Origin of the sequence: Rhodococcus chondri (genome assembly GCF_036327435.1) — a bacterium.
Taxonomy (GTDB): Bacteria; Actinomycetota; Actinomycetes; order Mycobacteriales; family Mycobacteriaceae; genus Rhodococcus; species Rhodococcus chondri.
In genome coordinates, this window is sequence record NZ_JAUZMZ010000075.1 from 1 (window position 1) to 23348 (window position 23348).

The 23348-nt window shown below is 67.5% G+C and carries 24 protein-coding genes and 1 pseudogene; 12 read left to right on the forward strand and 13 right to left on the reverse strand.

The features are described 5' to 3' along the window. Nucleotides 1-56: 56 nt before the first annotated feature. The 6 genes from Q8814_RS14195 to Q8814_RS14220 all read right to left on the reverse strand — a co-directional run bounded on the left by Q8814_RS14195 (nucleotide 57) and on the right by Q8814_RS14220 (nucleotide 5991). Nucleotides 57-599 (reverse strand): hypothetical protein, encoded by a 543-nt coding sequence (locus Q8814_RS14195; RefSeq protein WP_330152663.1) that lies wholly within the window; start codon nucleotides 597-599, stop codon nucleotides 57-59. A 135-nt stretch (nucleotides 600-734) separates the two neighbouring features. Continuing rightward, nucleotides 735-1088, reverse strand: a complete 354-nt coding sequence (locus tag Q8814_RS14200) for a hypothetical protein (RefSeq protein ID WP_330152664.1) — start codon at nucleotides 1086-1088, stop codon at nucleotides 735-737. Then, nucleotides 1085-1789 (reverse strand): ABC transporter ATP-binding protein, encoded by a 705-nt coding sequence (locus Q8814_RS14205; protein ID WP_330152665.1) that lies wholly within the window; start codon nucleotides 1787-1789, stop codon nucleotides 1085-1087. The genes Q8814_RS14200 and Q8814_RS14205 overlap by 4 nt, the downstream gene beginning before the upstream one ends. After that, nucleotides 1786-2499, reverse strand: a complete 714-nt coding sequence (locus tag Q8814_RS14210; protein WP_330152666.1) for an ABC transporter ATP-binding protein — start codon at nucleotides 2497-2499, stop codon at nucleotides 1786-1788. The genes Q8814_RS14205 and Q8814_RS14210 overlap by 4 nt, the downstream gene beginning before the upstream one ends. Next, on the reverse strand, nucleotides 2477-4600 hold the full coding sequence (locus Q8814_RS14215; protein ID WP_330152667.1) for a branched-chain amino acid ABC transporter permease: 2124 nt from the start codon (nucleotides 4598-4600) through the stop codon (nucleotides 2477-2479). Before Q8814_RS14215 ends, Q8814_RS14210 begins: the two co-directional genes overlap by 23 nt. Then, on the reverse strand, nucleotides 4600-5991 hold the full coding sequence (locus Q8814_RS14220; RefSeq protein WP_330152668.1) for an ABC transporter substrate-binding protein: 1392 nt from the start codon (nucleotides 5989-5991) through the stop codon (nucleotides 4600-4602). The genes Q8814_RS14215 and Q8814_RS14220 overlap by 1 nt, the downstream gene beginning before the upstream one ends. A 390-nt stretch (nucleotides 5992-6381) precedes the next feature. Between Q8814_RS14220 and Q8814_RS14225 the strand changes: the two genes are divergently transcribed. The 6 genes from Q8814_RS14225 to Q8814_RS14250 all read left to right on the forward strand — a co-directional run bounded on the left by Q8814_RS14225 (nucleotide 6382) and on the right by Q8814_RS14250 (nucleotide 12183). Further along, nucleotides 6382-7362 (forward strand): phosphate/phosphite/phosphonate ABC transporter substrate-binding protein, encoded by a 981-nt coding sequence (locus tag Q8814_RS14225; protein ID WP_330152669.1) that lies wholly within the window; start codon nucleotides 6382-6384, stop codon nucleotides 7360-7362. A 34-nt stretch (nucleotides 7363-7396) separates the two neighbouring features. Then, nucleotides 7397-8227 (forward strand): phosphonate ABC transporter ATP-binding protein, encoded by an 831-nt coding sequence (gene phnC, locus Q8814_RS14230; protein ID WP_330152670.1) that lies wholly within the window; start codon nucleotides 7397-7399, stop codon nucleotides 8225-8227. After that, nucleotides 8224-9954, forward strand: coding sequence for a phosphonate ABC transporter, permease protein PhnE (gene phnE / locus Q8814_RS14235; RefSeq protein WP_330152671.1), 1731 nt, complete (start codon nucleotides 8224-8226; stop codon nucleotides 9952-9954). The genes phnC and phnE overlap by 4 nt, the downstream gene beginning before the upstream one ends. Nucleotides 9955-9995: 41 nt before the next feature. Further along, on the forward strand, nucleotides 9996-10790 hold the full coding sequence (locus tag Q8814_RS14240) for an inositol monophosphatase family protein (protein ID WP_330152672.1): 795 nt from the start codon (nucleotides 9996-9998) through the stop codon (nucleotides 10788-10790). Nucleotides 10791-10908: 118 nt separating this feature from the next. After that, a complete protein-coding gene (locus tag Q8814_RS14245) occupies nucleotides 10909-11826 on the forward strand; it encodes a TIGR03564 family F420-dependent LLM class oxidoreductase (protein WP_330152673.1) in 918 nt (305 codons plus the stop codon). Between the two features lie 69 nt (nucleotides 11827-11895). Then, entirely contained in the window at nucleotides 11896-12183 is a 288-nt protein-coding gene (locus tag Q8814_RS14250; RefSeq protein ID WP_330152674.1) for a putative quinol monooxygenase, read from the forward strand. A gap of 9 nt (nucleotides 12184-12192) precedes the next feature. Here the strand turns inward: Q8814_RS14250 and Q8814_RS14255 are convergent, their stop codons facing one another. After that, on the reverse strand, nucleotides 12193-13104 hold the full coding sequence (locus Q8814_RS14255; protein ID WP_330152675.1) for a PaaI family thioesterase: 912 nt from the start codon (nucleotides 13102-13104) through the stop codon (nucleotides 12193-12195). Nucleotides 13105-13163: 59 nt separating this feature from the next. Continuing rightward, the gene (locus Q8814_RS14260) at nucleotides 13164-14684 is read right to left on the reverse strand and encodes a SulP family inorganic anion transporter (RefSeq protein ID WP_330152683.1); all 1521 of its coding nucleotides are present in this window, start codon (nucleotides 14682-14684) and stop codon (nucleotides 13164-13166) included. 168 nt (nucleotides 14685-14852) lie between these two features. Here Q8814_RS14260 and Q8814_RS14265 point away from each other — a divergent pair, with 168 nt between their 5' ends. Next, entirely contained in the window at nucleotides 14853-15236 is a 384-nt protein-coding gene (locus Q8814_RS14265) for a MerR family transcriptional regulator (RefSeq protein ID WP_330152684.1), read from the forward strand. A 36-nt stretch (nucleotides 15237-15272) separates the two neighbouring features. On the opposite strand, the gene Q8814_RS14270 is transcribed toward Q8814_RS14265, so the two are convergent. From Q8814_RS14270 to Q8814_RS14285, 4 genes and pseudogenes are all read right to left on the reverse strand, one after another. Next, on the reverse strand, nucleotides 15273-15947 hold the full coding sequence (locus Q8814_RS14270; RefSeq protein ID WP_330152676.1) for a universal stress protein: 675 nt from the start codon (nucleotides 15945-15947) through the stop codon (nucleotides 15273-15275). Between the two features lie 219 nt (nucleotides 15948-16166). After that, on the reverse strand, nucleotides 16167-17945 hold the full coding sequence (gene arsA / locus Q8814_RS14275; protein ID WP_330152677.1) for an arsenical pump-driving ATPase: 1779 nt from the start codon (nucleotides 17943-17945) through the stop codon (nucleotides 16167-16169). A gap of 25 nt (nucleotides 17946-17970) precedes the next feature. After that, a complete protein-coding gene (gene arsD / locus Q8814_RS14280; RefSeq protein WP_330152678.1) occupies nucleotides 17971-18366 on the reverse strand; it encodes an arsenite efflux transporter metallochaperone ArsD in 396 nt (131 codons plus the stop codon). Between the two features lie 71 nt (nucleotides 18367-18437). Then, nucleotides 18438-18524, reverse strand: a pseudogene (locus Q8814_RS14285) (low molecular weight phosphatase family protein); the annotation flags it as partial. Nucleotides 18525-18586: 62 nt separating this feature from the next. On the opposite strand from Q8814_RS14285, the gene Q8814_RS14290 reads away from it, so the two are divergent. The 4 genes from Q8814_RS14290 (at nucleotide 18587) to Q8814_RS14305 (ending at nucleotide 20987) form a co-directional block, all read left to right on the forward strand. After that, nucleotides 18587-18994, forward strand: coding sequence for an ArsR/SmtB family transcription factor (locus Q8814_RS14290; RefSeq protein WP_330152679.1), 408 nt, complete (start codon nucleotides 18587-18589; stop codon nucleotides 18992-18994). A gap of 35 nt (nucleotides 18995-19029) precedes the next feature. Then, nucleotides 19030-20079, forward strand: coding sequence for an ACR3 family arsenite efflux transporter (gene arsB, locus Q8814_RS14295; RefSeq protein ID WP_330152685.1), 1050 nt, complete (start codon nucleotides 19030-19032; stop codon nucleotides 20077-20079). Beyond that, nucleotides 20079-20501, forward strand: a complete 423-nt coding sequence (locus Q8814_RS14300; protein WP_330152686.1) for an arsenate reductase ArsC — start codon at nucleotides 20079-20081, stop codon at nucleotides 20499-20501. The genes arsB and Q8814_RS14300 overlap by 1 nt, the downstream gene beginning before the upstream one ends. Nucleotides 20502-20585: 84 nt before the next feature. Further along, nucleotides 20586-20987, forward strand: a complete 402-nt coding sequence (locus Q8814_RS14305; RefSeq protein WP_330152680.1) for a DUF2703 domain-containing protein — start codon at nucleotides 20586-20588, stop codon at nucleotides 20985-20987. 42 nt (nucleotides 20988-21029) lie between these two features. Here the strand turns inward: Q8814_RS14305 and Q8814_RS14310 are convergent, their stop codons facing one another. After that, nucleotides 21030-21917, reverse strand: a complete 888-nt coding sequence (locus tag Q8814_RS14310) for a helix-turn-helix domain-containing GNAT family N-acetyltransferase (RefSeq protein WP_330152681.1) — start codon at nucleotides 21915-21917, stop codon at nucleotides 21030-21032. Between the two features lie 100 nt (nucleotides 21918-22017). Between Q8814_RS14310 and Q8814_RS14315 the strand changes: the two genes are divergently transcribed. Further along, nucleotides 22018-23348: NAD(P)-binding domain-containing protein (locus Q8814_RS14315; RefSeq protein ID WP_330152682.1), on the forward strand; the 1331-nt coding region annotated here is incomplete at its 3' end.

Consider the following 23348-nt stretch of genomic DNA (forward strand, 5'->3'; position numbering starts at 1 on the left):
TCGCCGGCAGGCCACCGACGGCTCGGTCCCGATCGGGCGGTGTCGGTCCGGCGGTGTCAGCAGCCGGGCACCGGGGTACCGTCGCCCTGAATCGCGAGCAGCGTGCAGAACGTGACCGCACTGACCTTCCACGTGTCTTCTTCCTGGACGGCTTCGCCGGACTGGTCCGGCAGCACCGGCGCACCGTTCATCAGCAGGGTCCATTTGACCTGGGCGTTGTTCTCGTCGACCAGTGTCACGCCTTCGACGGTGGCCGTGGTGGCCATGGCCTGCGGATCGGCTGCCATCCCTTCGAGAGCCGGCAGGAAAGCGTCGCCGTTCTGGAGGAGAGCGGCCCGTTGGGCGGGGGGAGTCGTCCCGTTGAAGAAGGTGACGTAGGTGTCCGTGACGGCCTGGGTCGTCTCCGGATCCGCGGCCTCCGCGGTGGCTTCGGCGGACGTTGTCGTGGTTGTCGTCTCCTCGACCGACGTTGTCTCCCTCGTGGTTGTGCCACTGTCGTCGGCACTGTCCCCCGAATCGCTGCAACCCGCGACAACGGCGGTGGCGATGGCCACCGAACCGCAGACGGCCAGTGCACGGCGGGTAATCGAGACGCGCATAGTGTTGTCCTCTCCGGGTGCCGGACGGATTCCGTCACCCATGTGTTGTCGAACGCCTCCGAACCGGCAGCATCCTCGCGCGACCGGAGATGGTGGTAGGCGTGTGCGAGAGACGCACGCGCCGTGAGGGTTTGCTCAGGGTCGCGCGTCCTGCTCGGGCAGGCGATCGGCGAGCACGGACAGGTCGTAGGCCTGACGGGCCATCCAGAACCGAAGGAACCCGGTCAGCGAATAGCGCAGGAACACGGCCGCACCGACGATACCCACCGACACCCCGGCCACGGCGAGGACGAGGGCGTCCCGCTGTACTAGAGCATCGGACGTGTTGTGCGACATGAAATAGGCCACCACGCCGAGCACAGGCCCGAGCACCATCAGTGCGATACCGAGGCGCAACCACAGACCGGACCTGCCGGTGGACGGATCGGGGATCTTCAGTTCGGCCAATTCGCGGGTGAACCGGTCGGCGCGGGTTTCGGTCGAGGTCATGACGCACTTCCTAGGTAGAGGGATGCAAGTTCGGCACGCAGGTCTTCCGGGTGCCCCTGTTTCTGGATGCGGCCGCGTACCACGACTGCGGCGTGGTCGGCGAAATCGAGCACCGCGTTCGCGAATTGTTCGACGACGAGCACGGCCACGCCTTGCCGGGCGATTTCGGAGACCTGCTCGTACAGTTCGGCGACGATCATCGGCGCCAGCCCCATCGACAATTCGTCGAGGAGGAGCACGGCCGGATCGACGGCCAGACCGCGCGCGAGAGCAAGCATCTGCTGCTCACCGCCCGAGAGTGTTCCGGCCGTCTGCGAGGCGCGTTTGGCGAGAATCGGAAACCGCGAGAACGCGATCTCCTCGAGTTGTTCGCGGGGCCGCCCCGTGAACGTCATCATCAGCAGGTTGTCCCGGACCGACATGTTGGGAAACACGCCGCGGCCCTCCGGGATCAGGCACACGCCCGCGCGTGCCAGGTCGCGGGGTGGAACCCCGGTCACGTCCCGCCCGCCGAGCCGCAGACTCCCCGAGGTGACCGGGTGGACCCCCGCGGCAATCCGCAGCGTGGTGGTCTTGCCGGCCCCGTTCGGTCCGAGCAGCGCCACTACTTGTCCCGCAGCGACACTCAGGTCGATCCCGTGCAGGACCGTGATCGCGTCATAGGCGGCGCGCACATCGCGCAGTTCGAGGATGGGATTCATGATTGCCCCAAATATGCAGCCAGGACGGACTCGTCGCGACGGATCACGTCGGGCGGGCCGGAGGCGATGATTCTTCCGAGATCGAGCACGTACACCTCGTCGCACACGTTCATGACCAGCTCCATATCGTGCTCGACGAGCAGGACGGCGGTCCCGTCCTCCGCGAGTGCCCGCAGTAGCGCTGCGAACAGTTCGGTCTCCTGGGCGTCCTGCCCTGCGGCGGGTTCGTCGAGCAGGATGAGGTTCGGTCGCACGGCCAGCGCCCGTGCCACCTCGACGAGCCGGCCGATACCCGTGGACAGGGCGTCGGCGGTGGTGTCGGCGAGGTGCGCGAGATCGAGGCGGTCGATGATCTCGTCGGCCACGCGCCCGGCGTGTCGTCGTTCCGGCCCCAATTCTGCTGCGACGAGCAGATTGTCGCGGACGCTGAGCCGGCCGAACAGTTCCAGTCGCTGGAAGGTGCGGGCCAAGCCGTGCCGCGCCCGGCGGGCGGGCCCGGCACGGGTCACGTCGTGGCCGTCGAGACACACCGTCCCCGTCGAGGGTTTGCGCAGTCCGGAGATGACGTCGAACAGGGTGCTCTTGCCTGCCCCGTTCGGGCCGATCAGCCCGGTCACGTGTCCGCGTTCGGCGCGCAGCGTGACCCCGTCGAGTGCACGGTGTCCTCCGAAAGCGACCGAGATGTCCTCAACTTCGAGTTGTGACGGCATGATTCAGCACCTCCTCGTCCTCCGCGGTCCAGGGTCGCTTCACGCCCCACCACTCCACCGGGATCTCCGCTTCGGCCGGAGGTGGTCGATGACGTGCTTCACCCCAGGCGCGGGCGGCCAGAATGCCGGCCACCGCCCCGACGAACAGCACGTACCCGTTGATCACGTCGCCGAGCCGCAGCAGCCACAACAGCACGATCCAGCCGGCGAGGACCGACATCACGAGCCGGTCCCGCAGGGCGAGTTCCCAGCGTTCGCGCAGCGTCGGCACGACACCGTCGTCGACGGCGCCGGAGCCGTACGCGAGACCGGCTGCGGCGGGGGCGACCTGGACGAGGTTCTGCATTGCCGGCCACAGTGCGACGATCGCGTTGAACGGCCCGGCGATCATGGCCCCGGTGAACAGTCCGTTCCCCACCACGCCCAGGCCGCCGACCACAGCGATCAGGAACAGCGACAGTCCGGCAATGAAATTGAACTGGTCTGCCGCCACCGACTGCAACTGCATCCCGTACAGGGCCCCGCCGAGCCCTGCAATCCCCGCGGCGATCGCGAACACGAGGAGCTTCGTCAGCAGCAGGCTGCCGCCGAGAGTGGCGTATGCGGCCTCGCTGTCGCGCAGTGCGATCAGCCGACGCCCGAGTCGGCCACGACGCAGCGCCGCCACCGCCAGGGTGACCAAGGCGAGGCAGACCGCGGAGAACACGGTCAACTCCGCCGAGGTGTCCAGCTCGAACCCGAACAGTCGCGGCCCGACCAGTTCTACCGAGCCCTGCTCGAACAGCGCGATCTCGATCCCGAACAGATCGAACGACGGCAGCGAGAAGATCCACCGGTCGAGAACGACCGCGATGGCGGCGGTCCCCAGCGCCAGATACACCCCGGACAACCGAAGTGCGGGGATCGCGACGACCGCTCCGGCCACACCCGCTGTCACCATCGCGGCCAGGACTGCCCACCATTGACCGTCCGCACCGAGGTGAGCGCACACGATCGCCCCGATCCCCGCCATGCTCAGCTGGCAGAGCGAGATCTGGCCCGCATACCCGACCAGCGGCACGAAGGACAGCGCGATCACGCCGAACGCGAAGATCTGCCCGTAGGTGATCAGATCTCCTTCGCCCAGCACGGTGGCGAGGACGACGCCGGCCGCGACGATCACGCCTGCGAAGGCGGCGGTGCCTCGCAGGGTCGGCAGCGGAACCCGGCTCAGATTGCGGTCGCGCCCGCGCAGCCGGCCGTGCGGGAAGAGCAGCAGCGCGAGCAGCAGCAGAATCGCGGGTGCCGCCAGCCGCAGACCGGGCAGGTATTCGTTCTGCGGTAGGTAGCCGGCCAGGTAGGCCTCCAGGCAGCCGACCGCGATCGCACCGACGAATGTCATCGGAAGACTCTTGAGACGGCCGAAAATGGCTGCGGCGTAAGCGCTGACGATCAACAGTGACAGCTGGGTGGCGTCCAGTGCGACCATCGGCGCGATGAGGATGCCGCCGAGTGCCGCCAGCGTCGTACCCAGGACCCACGCGACGCGGTTCGCCCGGACGGGGTCGGCGCCGGTGAGCCCCACCAGGGCGCGGTCGTCGACGGTCGCACGCATTTCCGCGCCGGTGCGAGTGTTGAACATGAGAATCCGCAGCCCGAGTGCGACCGCGATCGCGACGACCATCGTGAGGGCCTGATGCCAGGAGATCGTGGCTGCTCCGAGGTGGAAGGGATCCTTCTCGGCGAAGAACGTGGGCAGCGACCGAGAGGTGTTGGGATCCCAGACCCATCGCGCGACGGCGATCAGACCGCTGAGCAGCGCGATGGTCATGACCAGTTTCTCGGCCTCACCGAGTCTTTGCACCGGCCGCATCATCTGTTCGACGAGGAGGCCGAACGCCGGGGCGAGCACCAGCAGGACGGTGGCGGCGGCCAACCACACCGGCCATCCCCAGCCGACGCTGAGCTGCCAGTAGCCGAAGGCCGCCATCATCCCGGTCGCTCCGTGCGCGAAGTTGAACACCCCGGTGGTGGTGTAGGTGACCACCAGGCCGCTGCTGATGATGGCGTAGATCGCGGCCGTGCTCAGGCCGACGATGCCGAACGTGATGAATTGGTCCATTACTGAACGTCACTCATGCTCTTGCCGACGTCGGCGAGGGTCATCGGAGCGCCGGGGCCGTTGGCGAGGGGGGACGGCTCGATGTTGCAGCGGTAGAGGCCGCTGTCGGCTCCGAAATCTGCTGTCTCCCAGCCGTCGGGGGTGGCCCGTTCGATGTTGAAGCAGGGCTGCGGCGGCACGGGGTTCGCGAGGTCTGTCGCGGCGTGCAGACCGCCGCCGGTCCACTCCGTTTCCTGAAGGGCTGCGTCGTGGACGCAGATGCGGGTGAGTTCGGCGCCGCAGCTCGTAGCGGCCTTGGCGAACAACGCCCATGCCGACATGGCACGCATCGCAGGGAACGTGATCTGTGCGTCCGGGGCGTACTCGGCGTACAGATCGAGGACCTGCTGCACTGCGGGCTCGGTGCCGGCGCTCGTCAGCGGCGCGCTGCCGCCGAGGTCGACGAGGTTGTTCTGGAACTCGGCCGATTTACCGAGCAGTTCGACGAACGAGTCGTTGTATGCGTTGTTGTTGGCGTCGATCCAGTCGAGCTTGTAGTCCATCCCCGTGAGCACCTCTTCGAGCTTGGCCAGCTGCCGGAAATCGCCGTAGAAGACGAGGCCCTTGACGCCCTTGCTCTTGATCGACTGCGCGTAGGGGGTCCAGTCCGACACGCCCATCGCGGGATACAGGTCGTTGTACGTGATGGTGCCCCCGGCTGCGTCGACCGTCTCCACTGCCTGGACGCCGAGGTCCCTGGTGACCGGTGAGTCGCCGTTGATGATGCCGACAGCGCCGGCCGATTCCGGATAGGCCTCGTTCAGCAGCCACTTCCGGAAGCCGAAGTAGGGGTCGTATCCGGGCACCCGGCTGGGCGAGGCGCTGATCTCGAGGTCTGCGCCGACCGCCTGGCTCTGCGTGACCTGAGCGGGGAAGCTGGGCAGCAGACAGCTCAGTCGTTCCTTGACACCGAGAGCGTCCAGTGCGGCACCGCCACCGACGAGCGCGAAGTCTTCGCGGCACGCCTCGATCATCCGCTGACGCACCTCCATCAGCTTCGCATCGCGGGTTTCTGCGACGAGGGTGCGACCGTTGATGCCGCCGGCCGCGTTGCACCAGGAGGTGAAGACCTTCGCGGCGTCGACGAACTCCGGGTTCTTGGTGAAACCCATGTCGGAGAACACGCCGACCTGGATTTCGTCCGCGGTGACGCCCGGGGCGCTCGCCGTGCCCGGGTCGCCGGGACCGCACAGCCCCTCGAGGTCGCCGAAGTCACCCGACATGGCCTGCGACGTGCCGCGTTCACCGTCATCGGCGCCTTCTGCGTTCCCGGCGCCGTCGTCGCGGCCGCTACATCCGGCGACGAGCAACGCACACGCCGTGAGGGCGATGAGTGTCCGTTGTGCTTTCAACTGTGCCTCCTCCACTGGGCCTGGGCGGCCAGTGCTGCGTTCCGGGTGACATCCGGCGTCGAAGCCCCCGCTGCTGCCGGTGTCAAAGCGTGATGCTCTCACGTGGAGGAAGTGTAGTTCTCGGTTATTGAGAATTACGTAAACTTTCTTGTCGCGCCTGCCGGACGCGCCTCTTTCGGTGTGATACGACCCCGCGACGCCGGCGTCCTTTGCTGGACAACTCCGGCTAACCGCCTCTGCTCGGTGGGTTTGCCGTTACCTGGGGTTGTCCCTCAGGACATGCCGCACGCTCACTCTGGTCGAGGCCGAGCTGGAGGCTCGTGCTCCCGCGCAATCCCGAACCTCCCGGCAACACGCGATGCCGGGTAGGCCGACAAGGAGTCGACTGCCATGCGTATCACCACGCGCCGCTCATCCCGCGCGCTTGCTCTCACCGCCACCGCAGCAGCGTCGCTGCTCGTGCTGACGGCGTGCGGTTCCAGTGCCGACGACACCGGCTCGTCCTCGTCGGACAGCTCCGCCGCCGCCCAGGGCATGCCCGAGACGCTCGTCCTGGCCGCGATTCCCAGCGAGGATTCCTCGAGCCTGCAACAGCAGTTCGCGTTGGTCCAGAAGGTCATCGAGGACGAGACCGGCATCCCGGTCGAATTCCAGAACGCCACCGACTACGCCGCCGTCATCGAGGCGCAGCGGGCCGGCAAGGTCCACCTCGGTCATTACGGTCCGTTCTCCTACGTCACCGCGAAGGACAGCGGCGTTCCGGTCGAACCCCTGGCCGCGTTCGCCGACAGCGCCGACGAAAAGCCCGGCTACAAGTCGTACGCGATCGTCCCCACCGGATCCGACATCCGCTCGCTCGAGGATTTCCGCGGCAAGACGGTGTGCTTCGTCGACCCCACATCCACCTCCGGCTTCCTGTATCCGTCGGCGGGCCTGCTCGAGGTGGGCATCGATCCGCAGAAAGATGTAACCGCGATCTTCGCGGGTGGGCACGACGCGTCGGCCCTGGCGGTCGACAGCGGCCAATGCGACGCCGGCTTCGCGTTCGACAAGATGGTCACCCAAACCCTCATCGACAAGGGTGATCTCGCCGAGGGTGACCTCGAGGTGATCTGGGAATCGGAGACCATCGCCTCGAGCCCGACCGCCGTGTTGAGCACACTGCCCGGCGAACTCGTCGACCAGCTCACCGACATCTTCCACACCAAGCTCAACCGGCCCGCGCTCGTCGAGGCCGGGTACTGCGCCACCGAGGACGAGTGCGCCCTGCCCGAGGGGACGGAGTTCGGCTACATCCCGGTCTCCGACGACATCTACGACGGCGTGCGCAAGGTCTGCGAGATCACCCGGTCCCCGTCCTGCGCGAGCTGACCTTCCTCACCCGCCCCCGAGCTTGGAGCCCGACATGAACGACCCCGATCATTCGCGCCTCGGCGCGTCCATCGACAAGATTCTCCGGCCCACCATCAAACTCGAGCACGTCACCAAGGAGTTCGGACCCGGACCCCGGGCGCTCGACGACGTGAGCCTGGAGGTGTACCCCGGGGAAGTGGTGGCGTTGCTGGGCCTGTCGGGATCCGGCAAGTCGACCCTGCTGCGACTCCTCGACGGCCTGCACCTGCCGACCGCGGGTGCGGTGCAGGTCCTCGGGTGCGACGTGGCCGGTGCTAACGGCCGTGACCTGCGGGCGTTGCGTCGCAAGGTCGGGTTCGTCTTCCAGCAGTTCCATCTGGTCGGCAACATGTCGGTGCTCGAAAACGTGTGCTCCGGCGCGCTGGGTGCCCTGCGTGGACCGCGGTTCGGTCTCCTGATGTACCCCAAGTCGGTGCGACTGGCCGCCATGGAACAACTCGACCGTGTCGGGCTCGCCGACCGGCCGTTCCAGCGCGCCGACACCCTCTCGGGTGGCCAACAGCAACGAGTCGCGGTGGCCCGCGCACTCATCCAGAAACCCAGGATTCTTCTCGCCGACGAACCGGTCGCATCGCTCGACCCCGAGTCGTCGGCGCAGGTGATGGCGTTGATCTCCCGGATCGCGTCGGAGGACAACCTGACCGTCGTGTGCAGCCTGCACCAGGTGGAACTGGCGTTGTCGTGGGGGCATCGTCTCGTCGGCCTGCGCGGCGGCCGCGTGGTGCTCGACAGTCCCGTCGCGACGATCGACAAGACCGAAACCATGCGGATCTACTCCGCGGTCGCGCCTCGCACCGTCCCGCAACCGGTCGGGCGCCCATGAGTGTGCTCACCCCCGCCCGGCCCGCGCCGCCGGCCAGGACGCTGCCGCGATCCTCGTGGCAGACAACCAGTGTGCAGGTGATCCTGTTCGCCCTGCTCGCCGCGTCCATCTGGTCGATCGCGTCCCTGAAGATCAACCTCGCGACCTTCGTCGACAGCATCGACAACGCCGCCGATTTCATCGGCCGCATCTTCCCGCTGGATTTCCCGCCGATCGGCGAACTCGCCGCGATGACGGGGCAGACTCTCGGCATCGTGCTGTGCGCAACGGTGCTGTCGGTGGTGCTGAGCGTGCCCGTCGCGCTCGCGGCCGCCGCGAACACCACACCCGGACAAACGCTGAGGCTGCCGGCACGGGTGATCATCACCGTCACCCGCGCAATCCCCGAACTGGTGCTCGCGATCCTGTTCCTGCGGTTGTTCGGCCTCGGCGCGATCGGCGGCATTCTCGCACTCGGCATCCACTCCATCGGCATGATCGGCAAGCTGTACGCCGACGCCGTCGAGGACACCGATCCCGGCCCGCGCGATGCACTGCGCGCGGCGGGCGCGTCGTGGTGGCAGCAGATCGTCGGAGGTGTGGTCCCGCAGGCCATGCCCGCGTTCGTCGCAACCGCACTGCACCGCTTCGACATCAACCTGCGGGCGTCGGTGATCCTCGGGTACGTCGGCGTGAGCGGCATCGGCCTCGAACTGTCCGCGGCGCTGCGCACCATGAACTATCAGCGCGGCATGGCGCTGGCGCTCTTCCTCGTCGCGCTGTGCATCGTCGTCGAATTGATTTCGGGTGCATTGCGAAAGATGATCCTCGGCGACCGGACCCCGGTGCGCCGCACGCTGTGGTCACGACTTCGCGACCGGCTCTGGTCCGCGCAGAACGGCTGGGTCGACGGCGGCAACACCGCACGCCCCGCGCCCACGGCGCTGCGCACCGCCGACGGCAACTACCGCATCAGCCCACCGTGGAACGGCGAGCGCATCCGCCGTACCGTCTACGTCGTCCTGTTCGTTGTCGCGCTGATCGTTTCGACCTGGGCATCGGACATCGATTTGTCGCGTATGGCAGAGGGTTTCGGCTCGATGGCGAGCACCCTGAGCCTGTTCTTCCCGCCCAGCACCGGCGGCATCGGCGCCGAGCTGTGGAAGCAGTTGCTGGTGACCCTGCAGATTGCGCTGGCGGCCACGTTCATCGGCCTCATCGTGGCTGTGCCGGTGGGTCTGCTCGCTGCCCGCAACGTGGCACCGACTCCCGGTATCGCCAAGGGCTTCCGCATGTTCATCGTGCTCGTCCGCGGCATCCCGGATCTGATCTTCGCGATCATCGTCATCGTCGTCACCGGGCTCGGCGCCACCGCCGGTGCGATCGCCCTGTCGGTCGGTGCGATCGGCCTGCTCAGCAAGCTGATTGCCGACTCCGTGGAGGAAACCGACGTGCGGGTTCAGCACGCGGTGGCCGCGGGTGGCGCGACCCGGATGCAGGTGCTTCTCGCCGCGACCGTGCGGCAATCGGGACCGGCGATCATCGCGCACATCTTCTACCAGATCGACACCAACATCCGCGCTGCAACACTTCTCGGTGTCGTCGGCGCCGGCGGCCTGGGCTTCTACCTCATGAACGCCGCCCGTGTCATGCAGTACGACGTCGTCACGATGGTCGTGGTGATGATCTTCGCGGTCGTCATGGTCGTCGAGGGCATGGCCATGTGGGTGCGCAAGGTCGTGTCCTGATCCACCCCTGCCGCAACATAATACAACACTCCGGAGGACCCGTGACCGTCACCGATTCCGCCCGCACCGCGGCGGACCGTGCCCTGACTGCTGCCGCAGACGCGGCGATGGACGCATACCGCACGGCCGTTGCCACCTACTCGCGCGAGAAACTGAAGTCGATCGCGATGGACGGCGCCGACGGCACCCCGACGATGTTCATCGACGTCGTGATCGAAGACGCGATCATCACTGCCGCGACCGCGGCGGGCGCGAATGTGCTGTCGGAGGAGCGGGGCTGGGTCGACGTCGGGTCGGCCGTGACCCTCGTCGTCGATCCGGTCGACGGTTCCGCCAACGCCGCCGCAGGTATCCCGTTGTCCTGCTTCAGCGCTGCCGTCGTGATCGACGGGGAGTTCACCGAGGCGATGACGTGCTGGCTGCACACCGGTGAGCGGTGGTGGGCGTCGCGCACCGAGTCGGCGTTCCGCACCAGCGGCTGCACGTCACTGTCGTCCGCCGCCGTGTCGATGCTGCGCCCGCATCCCCGCAATCGGGACGCGTGGTGGCGGGTCGCGTCCACCGCGACCCGCATCCGCATCCTCAGCTGCAGCACCCTCGAGTCCGTCTTCGTCGCGACCGGATCGGCCGACGCATTCGTCGACGCCGGCAGCGACACGCACCGCCTCATGGACATCGCCGCCGCCGTGGTGCTGGTCGAGGCATCCGGTGGGGCGGTCCTCGACGCCTACGACCGGCCCATCGAGTTCGGTATCGATCTCACCAAGCGGTGGAGCGGGATCGTCGCGGCCACTCCGGAACTTGCCCACGAACTACGCGGCGCCATTCAGGGCTGAGCCGAGCGCTCGGGGTCGCCTTCCTCGGACCGGGACGAAAATACTGTTTACGTCTGATGAGAGTAGTATTCTCGGCGAGGAGAGGCTCCCGGTGGGCCGCTGACACGGAGGGCGCATCATGCGGATCGGACTCACGGGCGGTGCGTCGTCGACCGACAGGATCGTGCGGCAGGCCCAGGCCGCGGAGGCCGACGGCTTCACGTCGCTGTGGTACGCCGGCGCCGTCGCAGGAGACCCGCTGGCCGCGCTGACCGTAGCCGGGCGGGCGACCTCGTCGATCGAGCTCGGAACGGCCGTGCTGCAGACCTACCCGTGTCATCCACTGCTGCAGGCCAACCGGGCCGCCGCGGTCGCGGAGGCGATGGGCCGTCCCGGTTTCACGCTCGGACTCGGCCCGTCCCACGAATCGCTCGTGCGCGAGGTGTACGGGATGTCGTACGACCGCCCGGGCCGCAACACCGAGGAATACATCCGCATCGTCACGGCACTGCTCCGCGGTGAGGACGTCGACTTCCGAGGTGAGGACTGGGGCACCCGCAGCAAGGGACGGATGACACCCGTCGGGCAGCCGGTACCCGTGCTGCTGTCGGCCATGTCGCCGCGACTCCTACGTGTCGCGGGGCAATACGCCGACGGAACGGTGCTGTGGATGGCCTCGGGCAAGGTGATCGAATCCCTTGTCGCTCCGGCGATCCGCGCGGCCGCGGAATCGGCCGGTCGTCCTGCGCCGCGGATCGTCGCGGGACTGCCCGTTGCCGTCCACGACGACGCCGACGAAGCCCGCGCCGCGGTCGCGGCCCACGCCACCATGTACGCGGGTATGCCGAACTATCAGCGTGTTCTCGAGGCGGGCGGGGCCGGTAGCCCCGCAGATGTCGCCATCGTCGGCGACGAGGCATCGGTCCGGAACCAGTTGCAGGGACTCGTCGACGCCGGCGCCACCGATATCTGGGCGGCGATCTTCCCCGTCGGCACGGATGTGCGAGGCTCGGTCGGCCGCACCCGTGCTCTCCTGAGCTCACTGACCTCCGGATAGCTGCGAGCGATGAGTTCCGGCTGCCTGCGCGGTCTACCTCTTCAATGCCTTTTTTCGAAGGAGTCTCGAATGGTGATCGTCGCAGGACATCTGATGGTCGACCCGACCGCGCGTGAGGAGTATCTGAGCGGCTGCGAGACCGTGGTCGACCAGGCCAGAGGCGCCCCGGGGTGCCTCGATTTCGTGATCGCCGCGGATCTGCTCGATACCGGCAGAATCAATCTCTTCGAACGCTGGGAATCCCGGGACGCGGTGGAGGCATTCCGCGGCAGTGGCGTCGACGACGAGCAGGGCAGGATGATCCTGCGCGCCTCGGTCGAGGAGTACGACGTCGCCGGGGTGCGCGTATTGAGTTGAGCCGCAACGCTATTGCTGGATCATGCCCTCCGGTGGGCGCTGGAGCGTCACCGTGGTCAGCGCGAGTAACTGATCGTCTGCGCCGGCGTCGACCACCCGAATGTTCAGGACGCAGTGATCCGCGGCGTCGCGGACGACCGTCCCGTACGACCGTGCCGGACCCTGCCGGACCTGCGACAGGTAACGGACCTCGATGTCGGTCGCGACGAGACCGGGCCGCATGGCGTGCGCTGCCGCTTCGACGAGCAGCGCTTGCGCCCCGCCCTGGATGGTGCCGATCATGTTGGCCACGAACGGTGTGAGGTCGAGCTCGAGCACTCCGCCCGCAGCATCGAGCGTGCGCAGGTCGAGGCGGGAGTAGATCGAGCCTTCGACCGGGCGGGCCGGGTACTCCCGCACGGTACCGATCCACTGATCCGGCGTGTAGTCCTCGGCACCGACTGCGGCGGACCGGGGAATGCGAGCGAAAGTCACGAGTCCGCGTCCTGCGAGGGTCGGGCCGCCGGGCGCTCCGGTGTCGATGGCGTCCGCGAGCTGCTCGAGGTCGGTGATGCCGTGGCCGTCGTAGATGTCGGCGGAGACGTGAACCGTCTTCTTGCCGACGCGGAGCAGGTTGCTGTCGACGACGATGGGTCCCTCGATCACCCGACCGGCGGCGTGGATCGAAAGATCTTGGGTGGCGGTCCAGTCGGGTCCGCAGGCCACCAGTGCGGGGCTCGAGGTCACGATGTCCACCACGGTTGTCAGCACTCCGAGCGACGCCGTACCCGCGGGGGAGCGCAGCTTGTCGGTGAGCCGGGAACGCATCACCGCTCGTTCTTTGGTGACCAGCAGGGAGGCCAGACCGAAGTCGGTGGTGAAGGTGTGGGGTCCCATGACCCGCATCGACGAGCCGCCTGCGGAAATGCCATTCTCGCTCATGAGAGTAATGATGCCACCGGGTGTGCCGGCGTGCGAAGCGGGGAGGAGGGAAGGAGGTTTCAGTGGCCCTCTCCGAGCCGGCCGGAAAGCCGCTCGACACGCTCGAGGCTCGCGCCGTCGAGACCGATGATCTCGACCCGCTTGCCACGAGCGGCGTACTTCCGGCTGATCGCGTCGAGCGTCGCGACGGTCGAGGCGTCCCAGATGTCGGCGCGGGTGAGATCGATGACGACGTGCTCGGGATCGTCGATGTAGTCGAACTGGTAGATCAGGTCGTTGGAGGACGCGAAGAACAACTCGCCGTGGACGCGGTAGACGCGGGTGTCGATCCTGCCGTCATGATCGGTGTCGGCGTCGGAGACCTTCTCGACGGTGGTCATGTGCGCCACCCGGCGGGCGAAGAGCACCATCGCGGTGAGCACACCGAGGATGACACCGATCGCGAGGTTGGAGGTGGCTACGGTGGCGATCACCGTCACCGCCATCACCAGGGTCTCGCTGCGCGGCATCAGCCGAAGAGTGCGCGGATGGATGCTGTGCCAGTCGAAGGTGGCCACGGACACCATGACCATCACCGCGACGAGCGCTGCCATGGGGATCAGGGCGACGACATCGCCGAGCGCCACCACCAGGATCAGCAGGAACACGCCGGCGAGGAAGGTGGAGATACGGGTGCGCGCGCCGGAGACCTTGACGTTGATCATGGTCTGGCCGATCATCGCGCAGCCGCCCATGCCGCCGAAGAAGCCGGTGACGATGTTGGCCACGCCCTGACCCCAGCCTTCGCGGGTCTTGTCGGAGTGGGTCTCGGTGATGTCGTCGACGAGCTTGGCCGTCATCAGCGACTCGAGCAGGCCCACGAGCGCCATCGCGAGCGCGTACGGGGCGATGATCGACAACGTCTCGGTCGTGAGCGGGACATCGGGGAAGAGCAGCGACGGCAGCGACTCGGGCAGTTCGCCCTCGTCACCGACGTTCGGCACATCGAGCGCGAAGACGAGCACCATCGCGGTCAGCAGCACGATCGTGACCAGCGGAGCGGGCACGACATTGGTGAGCTTGGGCAGGAAGACCAATACCAGCAACCCCACCGCGACCATGGGATAGACGAGCCACGGCACGTCGATCAGGTGCGGCAGCTGCGCGACGAAGATCAGGATCGCCAGGGAATTCACGAACCCCGTCATCACGCTGCGAGGGATGAACCGCATCAGCTTGGCCACACCGAGCACCGACAGCACGATCTGCAGGGCGCCCGCGAGCAGCACGGTCGCGATGAGGTAGTCCATCCCGTACTCGCGTGCCACCGGGGCGATGACCAGCGCGACCGCACCGGTGGCCGCCGAGATCATGGCGGGGCGGCCACCCACGATCGAGATCGTCACCGCCATGGTGAACGACGCGAACAGTCCGACGCGGGGGTCGACGCCGGCGATGATCGAGAAGGAGATCGCCTCGGGAATCAGGGCGAGCGCCACCACCAGGCCGGCGAGGACTTCCGTCTTCAGCCGCTTCGGAGACCGCAACGCCGCACGGACCGAGACGGTGGGGTCGTCGTCCACCTCGTGCGGGGCGGGCATGTCGGCGCGGGGCGTACTCACAACAAGGCAACTTTCCGATTCGAGGAGCGGGACGGCGCGACAACGGGGGCGCGGCTACCGTCGGGACTCTACCCTCCAGTTAGGGGAGAGTTCGAATCGAAGGTGGCCCTGGATACGGTGGAGGGCGTGGCAGCGGATCAAGATCATATGCAGATCGGGCAGGTCGCGGCACGTACCGAACTGTCGATCAAGACCATTCGGCACTATGACGAGATCGGTCTCGTCGCCCCCTCGGCTCGCAGTGCCGGCGGTTTCCGGCTCTACACCGACGCCGACGTTCAGCGCCTGCTGGTCATCCGCCGCATGAAACCGCTCGGCTTCAGCCTCGACGAGATGCGTGAGCTACTCGCCGCGCTGGACACCATCGCCGACCGAGGCGCCGCTTCGGAGACCACGTCGGCGGCTCGAGACGTTCTCGCCGATTTCCATCGCCGCGCCGAAGAAAGCTGCGTCCGGCTGCGAGCCCAGTTGGCGTACGCCGAGGAACTCACCGCGATCCTCGAAGCGCACGCCGGCGGCGACACGAACTGAGGCGGTGCCGTCGTCGGCTGCTCGCCGACTTCGGCTCTATTCGGGCTCTACCCGCACCGCCACCGGAGACGGTTCCGGCTCGGGGACCGTCGGGGCCGCTTCGGGGTCGACGACGAGAACGGGTGCAGGGCAGTGTTCGACGAGGTACTCCGCGACGCTCCCCAGCATCCGCGTCGACAATCCGCGCCCGCGCTTACCGATGATCAGGACATCGGCCTGTTGATCGGTCGCGAACCAGAGCAGGCACGGACCGGGCGGACCGGCGAGCACCGCATAGCCTGAGGCGAGGTTGCCGGTGTCCGATGTCGCCGCGGCCAGTCGCCGCTCCGCGGCCTGCACGAGCGGCGAATCGCTTTCGGCCCCATCGTCGTAGGACACCACCGTGACGAGATCCAGCACGCCGCCGCCGGCGCCGAAAAGCCGCTGGGCCGCCAGCAGAGCATGCTCTGATTCCGTGGAGCCGTCGTAGCCCACCACCACGTGCAGTCCCGAACTCGACCCTGCGGCACGCCGGGATGCGATCGGCGACGACGCCACCGCGCGGGGCGTACGCTCGATGCGTTCGTAAGCGATCGGCACGAACAGTGGACCGAGGATCACGGCTATGACCGTCCACCCGGGGCTGTGACCGCGGCGCGCCATCCACAAACCGGTGATCAGTCCGGTAGCCACCCAGGCCAACACAAAACCGATCAGAAGTGTCGTGTTCACGGGGTCTCCTTGTCGTGAGTGTGCGGGAACCGGTCGACGTCTTCGAACACATCGGGGAATCCCGCCGCCGTACACGAGGTTGCCGATGAGCAGCGAAACACCGAGGTCGTCGGTGTAGAAGACAGGCCGAATCGGGCGCGCAACCTATCTGCCATTACGACACTCTCGCACGAGGGCGGCGCATCCGTCGATCACCCGGGATAGTGGAGCGAGCCGGTGCTACCGCACGGGGACAGTCTCCGCTGCGCAAAGCGCTTCCAGCGCCGCGACACCCACGGGTTCGGTCGGCAGGAGCGGCACCACCGCGTAGCGCTCGGCGAGCTCGTCGCGAACCTTGTCGATCTGTTCGATCTCGGCGGCGGCGCGGCGGCGCAGCAGTGGCGACGACGGTCCGGCCGCGGCGAGCGAATTGTTCACCACCCATGCCCACGGGTGGATACCGGCACGCTCGAGATCGGCCTGCAGTCCCGCAGCCTCGAGTACCGGCGTGGTCTCGGCGAGCGTGACCAGCAGGATCTTGGTCTGCGCCGGATCCTGCAGCCGCATCAGGGGAGTGGTGAACTTGGCATCGTCACCCATCTGGCGGGCGATCTCGCGGTGGTAGGAGCCGGTGGCGTCGAGCAGCAGCAGTGTGTGCCCGGTGGGGGCGGTGTCGACGACGACGAACCTGCGACGCGACTCGTGGATGACCTTCGAAAATGCCTGGAACACCGCGACTTCCTCGGTGCACGGCGAGAGCAGATCTTCGGCGAGGGTAGCGCGACCGGCGTCGTCGAGGCCGGCGCCCTTGGAGTTCATCACCCGGGCGTGGTAGGCCTCGCTTGCCTCGTGCGGGTCGATCCGCGACACGTGCAGATGCTCGATGTCGCCTGCGAGGGTTTCGGTGAGGTGGGCGGCGGGGTCGGTCGTGGTGAGATGGACATCGTGGCCGCGCTGGGCGAGTGCGGCCGCGACGGCCGCGGCGATGGTGGTCTTGCCGACGCCGCCCTTGCCCATGCACATCACGAGTCCGCGTCCGTCGGCTTCGATTTCGTCGACGAGGGCAGCGAGTGGTGCATCGACGACCGGCGCGAGTGCCGATGTCGGCGCGGGCGCGATGTCGGCGGAATCGAACAGGGTGCTCAACGCCTCGATCCCTACCATGTTCACCGGCCCGAGCTCGACGAGATCGGTGGGCAGAGACTTGATTTCGGACGGCACCGCGGCGAGCGCGGCCTGTTCGCGACGGTGGATGGCGCTGGCCAGCCGGTCGCTGTCGTCGGCGGGTGCGGGCAGGACTCCGTTGACGACCACGTGCTGCTCGGTCATTCCGATGTCGGCGAGTTCTTCATGGGTGCGAGAGATCTCGGCCAGGGCCGAACGGTTTGCGCGTGCGACGAGCACGAGACGGGTGCGGTCGGGATCCGACAGCGCGGCCACCGCTCCCGCGTACATGGCCTTCTGCTTGTCGAGCCCGGCGAGCGGTCCGAGGCACGATGCGTCGCCCTTGCCGGCCTCGAGGAATTCGGTCCAGTTGCCGGGCAGTTGCAGCAGCCGGATGGTGTGGCCGGTGGGCGCGGTGTCGAACAGGACATGATCGAATCCGGCGATGGTGTCGTCGGGATCGGTGAGCAGAGAAGTGAATTCGTCGAAGGAGGCGACTTCGGTGGTGCACGAGCCGGAGAGTTGCTCGGTGATGGATGCGATCTCCGCGTCGGGCAGCAATCCTCGGACGGGTCCGACGATGCGTTCACGGTAGGCCTCGGCGGCCTCCTCCGGATCGATCTCGAGGGCCGAAAGACCAGGAACAGAGGGGATCTCGGTGATCGTGTTCCCGATGGTCAGGCCGAAGACCTGCCCGACGTTCGATGCCGGATCGGTCGACACCAGCAGCACCCGCTTCCCCGCCCGGGACAGCGACAGCGCCGATGCGCACGCGATGGTGGTCTTGCCGACGCCTCCCTTGCCGGTGAAGAACATGAAGCGGGGCGGGTCGGTGAGGAACGTCGGCTCGGTCATCGAAAAGTCTCCTTCGCAGAGGGATTCAGCAGCAGGTGGAATCGTTCGGCGTGCAGCAGGATGCGCTGTCGTCGGCGAGTCCGAGCATCGTGACGCCGGACGGCGCCGTCGCGGGCGCGCCCAGTCCGGCCCACTTGGCGAGCTCGGCGCGGGTGGGATACCGGCCGGTCACGACGGTGACGTCGTCGACGAGGACGAGCGGCAGGCCGTCCGACCCGGAAAGTTCGAGGAACTTCTTCACCGCATCGTTGTGAGCGAAGGACAGGGGATCGTTGGCCAGGTTGTGGCGAGTGATGTTCGCGCCCTGATCCGTCAGCCACTGCATGTCGGCGGTGAAACCGACGAGGTTCTGGTCGACGTCCTCGCCGCACACACCGGTGTTGCAGCACAGGGCGGGTTCGAAGACTGCGATGGTGCTCATGGATTCTCCTACGGTTTCGGTTCGGTTGATTCAGTTGTTCAGGAGCCGAGAAGCGTGTGCGTCGACGGGACACCGGCGGCCTTGCGCATGAGGGCGGCGGCCATCTGGGACTTGCCGCCGTTCTTCACGCAGACGAAGAGCACCGAGGGGGTAGGCACGTGGGTGATCCTTCCGATGGTCCCGGATTGACGGCTGCTTTGATGACAGTCAATATAGACGCATGTCGAATCAGCTGTCGAGTGGGGCCGAGCCGTGTTGCCCGCCACTCTCGCGTGAGCCACTCACGTCGGATTGGGCCACCGACCTGGCCCGCATGTTCAAGGCCCTCGGCGACCCGGTGCGCCTGCGCATGCTGAGTCTGATCGCCAGCCACCGGGGCGGCGAGAGCTGCGTGTGCGACATCAGCCCCGCATTCGACCTGTCGCAGCCCACCATCTCGCACCACCTCAAGGTGCTGCGCGAGGCCGGACTGCTCGACTGCGAGCGGCGCGGCACGTGGGTGTACTACCGGGTGCTCCCGGCCGCGCTCGAACAACTGTCCGCGGTGCTCGCCACCGAAGCCGGCGTGCTGCCCGGATCGACCTGCGCGTGTGCCCCGACCGAACCTCTAGAGGAGGCCGTCTCGTGACCGCCACTACCGACCACCCGGCCGTCGTCGGCAAGATGTCGACGCTCGACCGATTCCTTGCCGTGTGGATCGGCATCGCCATGGTCGCGGGATTGCTGCTCGGCCGCATGGTGCCCGGCCTCGGCGACGCGCTCAGTGTCATCGAGATCGACAACATCTCGCTGCCGATCGCGCTCGGCCTGCTGGTCATGATGTATCCGGTGCTCGCTAAGGTGCGCTACGACCGCCTCGACACCGTCACCGGCGACCGCAAGCTGCTGATCACTTCGCTGATTCTCAACTGGCTGGTCGGGCCCGCGCTGATGTTCGCGCTGGCCTGGCTGCTGCTCCCCGACCTACCCGAGTACCGCACGGGCCTGATCATCGTCGGCCTTGCCCGCTGCATCGCGATGGTCATCATCTGGAACGACCTCGCGTGCGGCGACCGCGAAGCCGCCGCCGTGCTGGTCGCGATCAACTCGGTGTTCCAGGTGATCATGTTCGCGGTGCTCGGCTGGTTCTACCTGTCGGTGCTGCCCGGCTGGCTCGGACTCGAGCAGACCACGCTCGACGTCTCGCCGTGGCAGATCGCCAAATCGGTCCTGATCTTCCTCGGCATCCCGCTGATCGCCGGCTTCCTCACCCGCCACTTCGGTGAAAAGGCAAAGGGCCGTGAGTGGTACGAGGACAAGTTCCTGCCGAAGATCGGCCCGTGGGCACTGTACGGGCTGCTGTTCACGATCGTGATCCTGTTCGCTCTGCAGGGCGAACAGATCACCTCGCAGCCGTGGGACGTCGTACGGATCGCGCTGCCGCTGCTGGCGTACTTCGCACTCATGTGGGGTGGTGGTTACCTGTTCGGCGCCGCCGTCGGCCTGGGCTACGAACGCACCACGACCCTCGCGTTCACCGCGGCCGGCAACAACTTCGAACTCGCCATCGCCGTCGCGATCGCCACCTTCGGCGTCACCTCCGGGCAGGCGCTGGCGGGAGTCGTGGGCCCGCTCATCGAGGTGCCGGTGCTCGTCGCACTGGTGTATGTCTCACTCGCCCTGCGTAAACGCTTCACTCCCGCGCCCGCACCGCTGTCACCTCAGGAGAAATGATGTCCGTCGAAAGCAAGCCCTCCGTGCTGTTCGTGTGCGTGCACAACGCGGGCCGCTCCCAGATGGCCGCCGGGTTCCTCAGTGCGCTCGCCGGCGACTCGATCGAGGTCCGCTCGGCGGGTAGCGCACCGGCCGATCAGGTCAATCCCGCGGCCGTCGAAGCCATGGCGGAAGTCGGCATCGACATCTCTGCCGAGAATCCGAAGATCCTCACCGTCGGTGCCGTGCAGGCCTCCGACGTGGTGATCACCATGGGCTGCGGCGACACCTGCCCCGTGTTCCCGGGCAAGTCCTACCGCGACTGGGTGCTCGAGGATCCGGCCGGCAAGGGCGTCGACTCGGTTCGCCCCATCCGCGACGAGATCAAGACCAGGGTCGAGGCGCTGATCGCCGAACTCGTCCCCGACTCCGTCGGCAGCTGAGCCGATAAGAGGGTGTGCCGCGGTCCGGTCGCTCAGACTGGGGACCGGACCCGCCGGCCTCGCCGAGTCCAGAAGGAGCATGCGATGACTGCGCTACCTATCGTGTGGCAACGCCTGGTCAGCCAGGGGCAGACGTGCGTCCGCTGCGCCGGTACCGGTGAGCAGGTCCGGCACGCGGTCGGCACACTCGAGCAGGTCCTGAGCCCGCTCGGCATCACGCCGCAACTGGAGGTCCGCGAACTCGGAGAGTCGGCCTTCGCCGAGAATCCGGCCGAATCCAACCGCATCTGGATCGCCGGGCGTCCGCTCGAGGAATGGCTCGACGCCGACGTCGGGAGTAGTCGCTGCTGCTCGGTGTGCGGCGACTCCCCGTGCCGGACAGTCGCAGTCGGGCAGGACACGTTCGAGGAGATTCCCGAACGGCTCGTTGTCAGAGCAGCGCTGATCGCTGCGGCGAGCCTGCTCGGCGATTCCGGCAATCCCTGACGACCGGAACGGAACAGCGACGTCCGACGGGAAATGCAGGTTTCACTCGTCTCCGGCCGCGGAAACAGCGTCGGAGCGGCGTTCGAGGAGCACGGTGTCGCGCCAGACGCCGGCCAGCTTGCCGATGCGTTCGCGCACCCCGACGGTGCGAAAACCCGCCGAATGGTGCAGTGCCAGGCTGGCGCGGTTCTCCGGGAAGATCGAAGTCTGCAACGTCCACAACCCCGCCCGATCGGCAGCGATGACCTGGGTGCGCAACAGGGCCTTGCCGACGCCACGCCCGCGCATGCCGTCGGCGACATACACCGAATTCTCGACCACCCCGCGATAGCACTCGCGGTTCGACACCGGGCTCAACGTTGCCCAGCCGACCACCTGTCCGTCGATCTCGGCGACCCAGCGATGTTCGGGGAGCCACTGGTCGTCGAGCACCTCGCGATCCGGGACCTCGGTGGTGAACGTGGCGGTGCCGGTGGCGATGCCCTCGGCGTAGATGCGGCGCACCGCCTCCCAATCGCCGTCGTGGAGTCGACGCACGGTCACATCCGCGGGAACGTCCTCGGGGCAGCACGGCCGAACGGTGAGTACCCCCATGACCGCGTCGGCGGCACTCGGTAGGTCGCTGCAGCAGTTCGGGTTGACCATCACCACGGTGCTGGTGCCGTGTTTGCCGGTGGTGACGAATCCGACGTCGGCAAGCTTGCGGACGTGGTGGGAGATGGTGGGCTGACCGATCCCGAGAGTCTCCGCGAGGTCGCCGATGGTGATGCCGGTCGGGCTGGCGGCGACGTGATGCAGGAGCCGCACCCGGGTCGGTTCGGCCAGGCAGGCGAACCATCCGGCGTAGGTGGCCGCATCTTCGGGGCTCAGGGCATCGATCTCCACCCCCGGTCCGGAGGCAGTCCTGGGGGGCACGCCGAGTGAGGTCATGACCCCACTATATCGATTGGCATCGATGGTTGCATTCATCGATGAGTATCGATACTCTGTGCTGAGCTTGGATCGATAACCATCGATGAAAGGATCGGTCATGAACACCTTGCCCGTCGTCGTGGTAGGAGCCGGGCCGGCGGGCCTGGCGGCCGCCGCTCACCTCCTCGAACGCGGCCTCGAGCCGCTGGTGCTCGAACGCGGCCTCACCGCCGGAGCTGCCGTGGCGCAGTGGAACCACGTACGCACGTTCTCCCGCTGGGCCGAACTGATCGACCCCGCCGCCCGCCGCGTCCTCGACGCCACCGGCTGGAACGCCCCCGACGACAATGCCTTCCCCACCGGCCAGGACTGGGTACGCCACTATCTCGCGCCCCTGGCCACCGCCCTCGGCGAGTCGGTGTCACTGGATAGCGAGGTCGTCGGAGTGGCCCGCCGCGGACGCGACCGCGTGGTCGACGACGGCCGCGACACCGAACCACTGTCGGTGCACGTCCGGCACAGCGACGGCACCGAAACCCGTGTGCTCGCCCGCGCCGTCATCGATGCTTCCGGCACCTGGCGCACCCCCAATCCGCTCGGCGGCGAAGGGTTGCCGGCCCTGGGCGAGCACGCCGCGGCCGAGAAGATCACCTATTACGTCCCGGACCTCGACGTGGCCGCGGTGCGCCTCCGCTATGCGGGTCGGCACACCGTGATCGCCGGTAGCGGCCACTCGGCCCTCAACGCGATCGTGGCGCTGGCCGAACTCGCCCGCACCGCTCCCGGTACCCGCCTGACCTGGGTGCTGCGTCGCGGGGAGGTCGGCACCACCTTCGGCGGCGGCCAGGACGATCAGCTGCCCGCCCGGGGCGCTCTCGGATTGCGGGCCAAGCGTGCCGTGGACGCCGGGCTGCTCGAGGTGGTCACCGGGTTCCGCACCGCCGCCGTCGAGCCCACCCCCGGTGGGCAGATCGCGCTGGTCTCCGATGCCGGTGCCCGGATCGACGCAGTGGACGAGATCATCGCCTCCACCGGGTTCCGCCCCGACCTGTCGTGGCTGTCGGAGATCCGGCTCGATCTCGATCCGGTACTGCAGGCCCCGACCGCACTCGCTCCGCTCATCGACCCGAACGTGCACTCCTGCGGCACCGTCTACCCTCACGGGGTCGCCGAGCTCACCCACCCCGAACCCGGGTTCTACGTGGTCGGCATGAAGAGTTACGGCCGGGCTCCGACATTCCTGGCGATGACCGGCTACGAGCAGGTCCGCAGCATCGCCGCGGCCCTGGCCGGCGACCACGACGCCGCGACCCGCGTCGAGCTGACCCTGCCCGAGACCGGGGTGTGCGGCGGCGCCGGAGTGTTCGACGCCCCCGCCGCCGCCGACGCCGGTGGGTGCGGTGGCGGCGCAGAGCCGGAGTTGGTCACCCTCTCGGCCGGCACCGACTG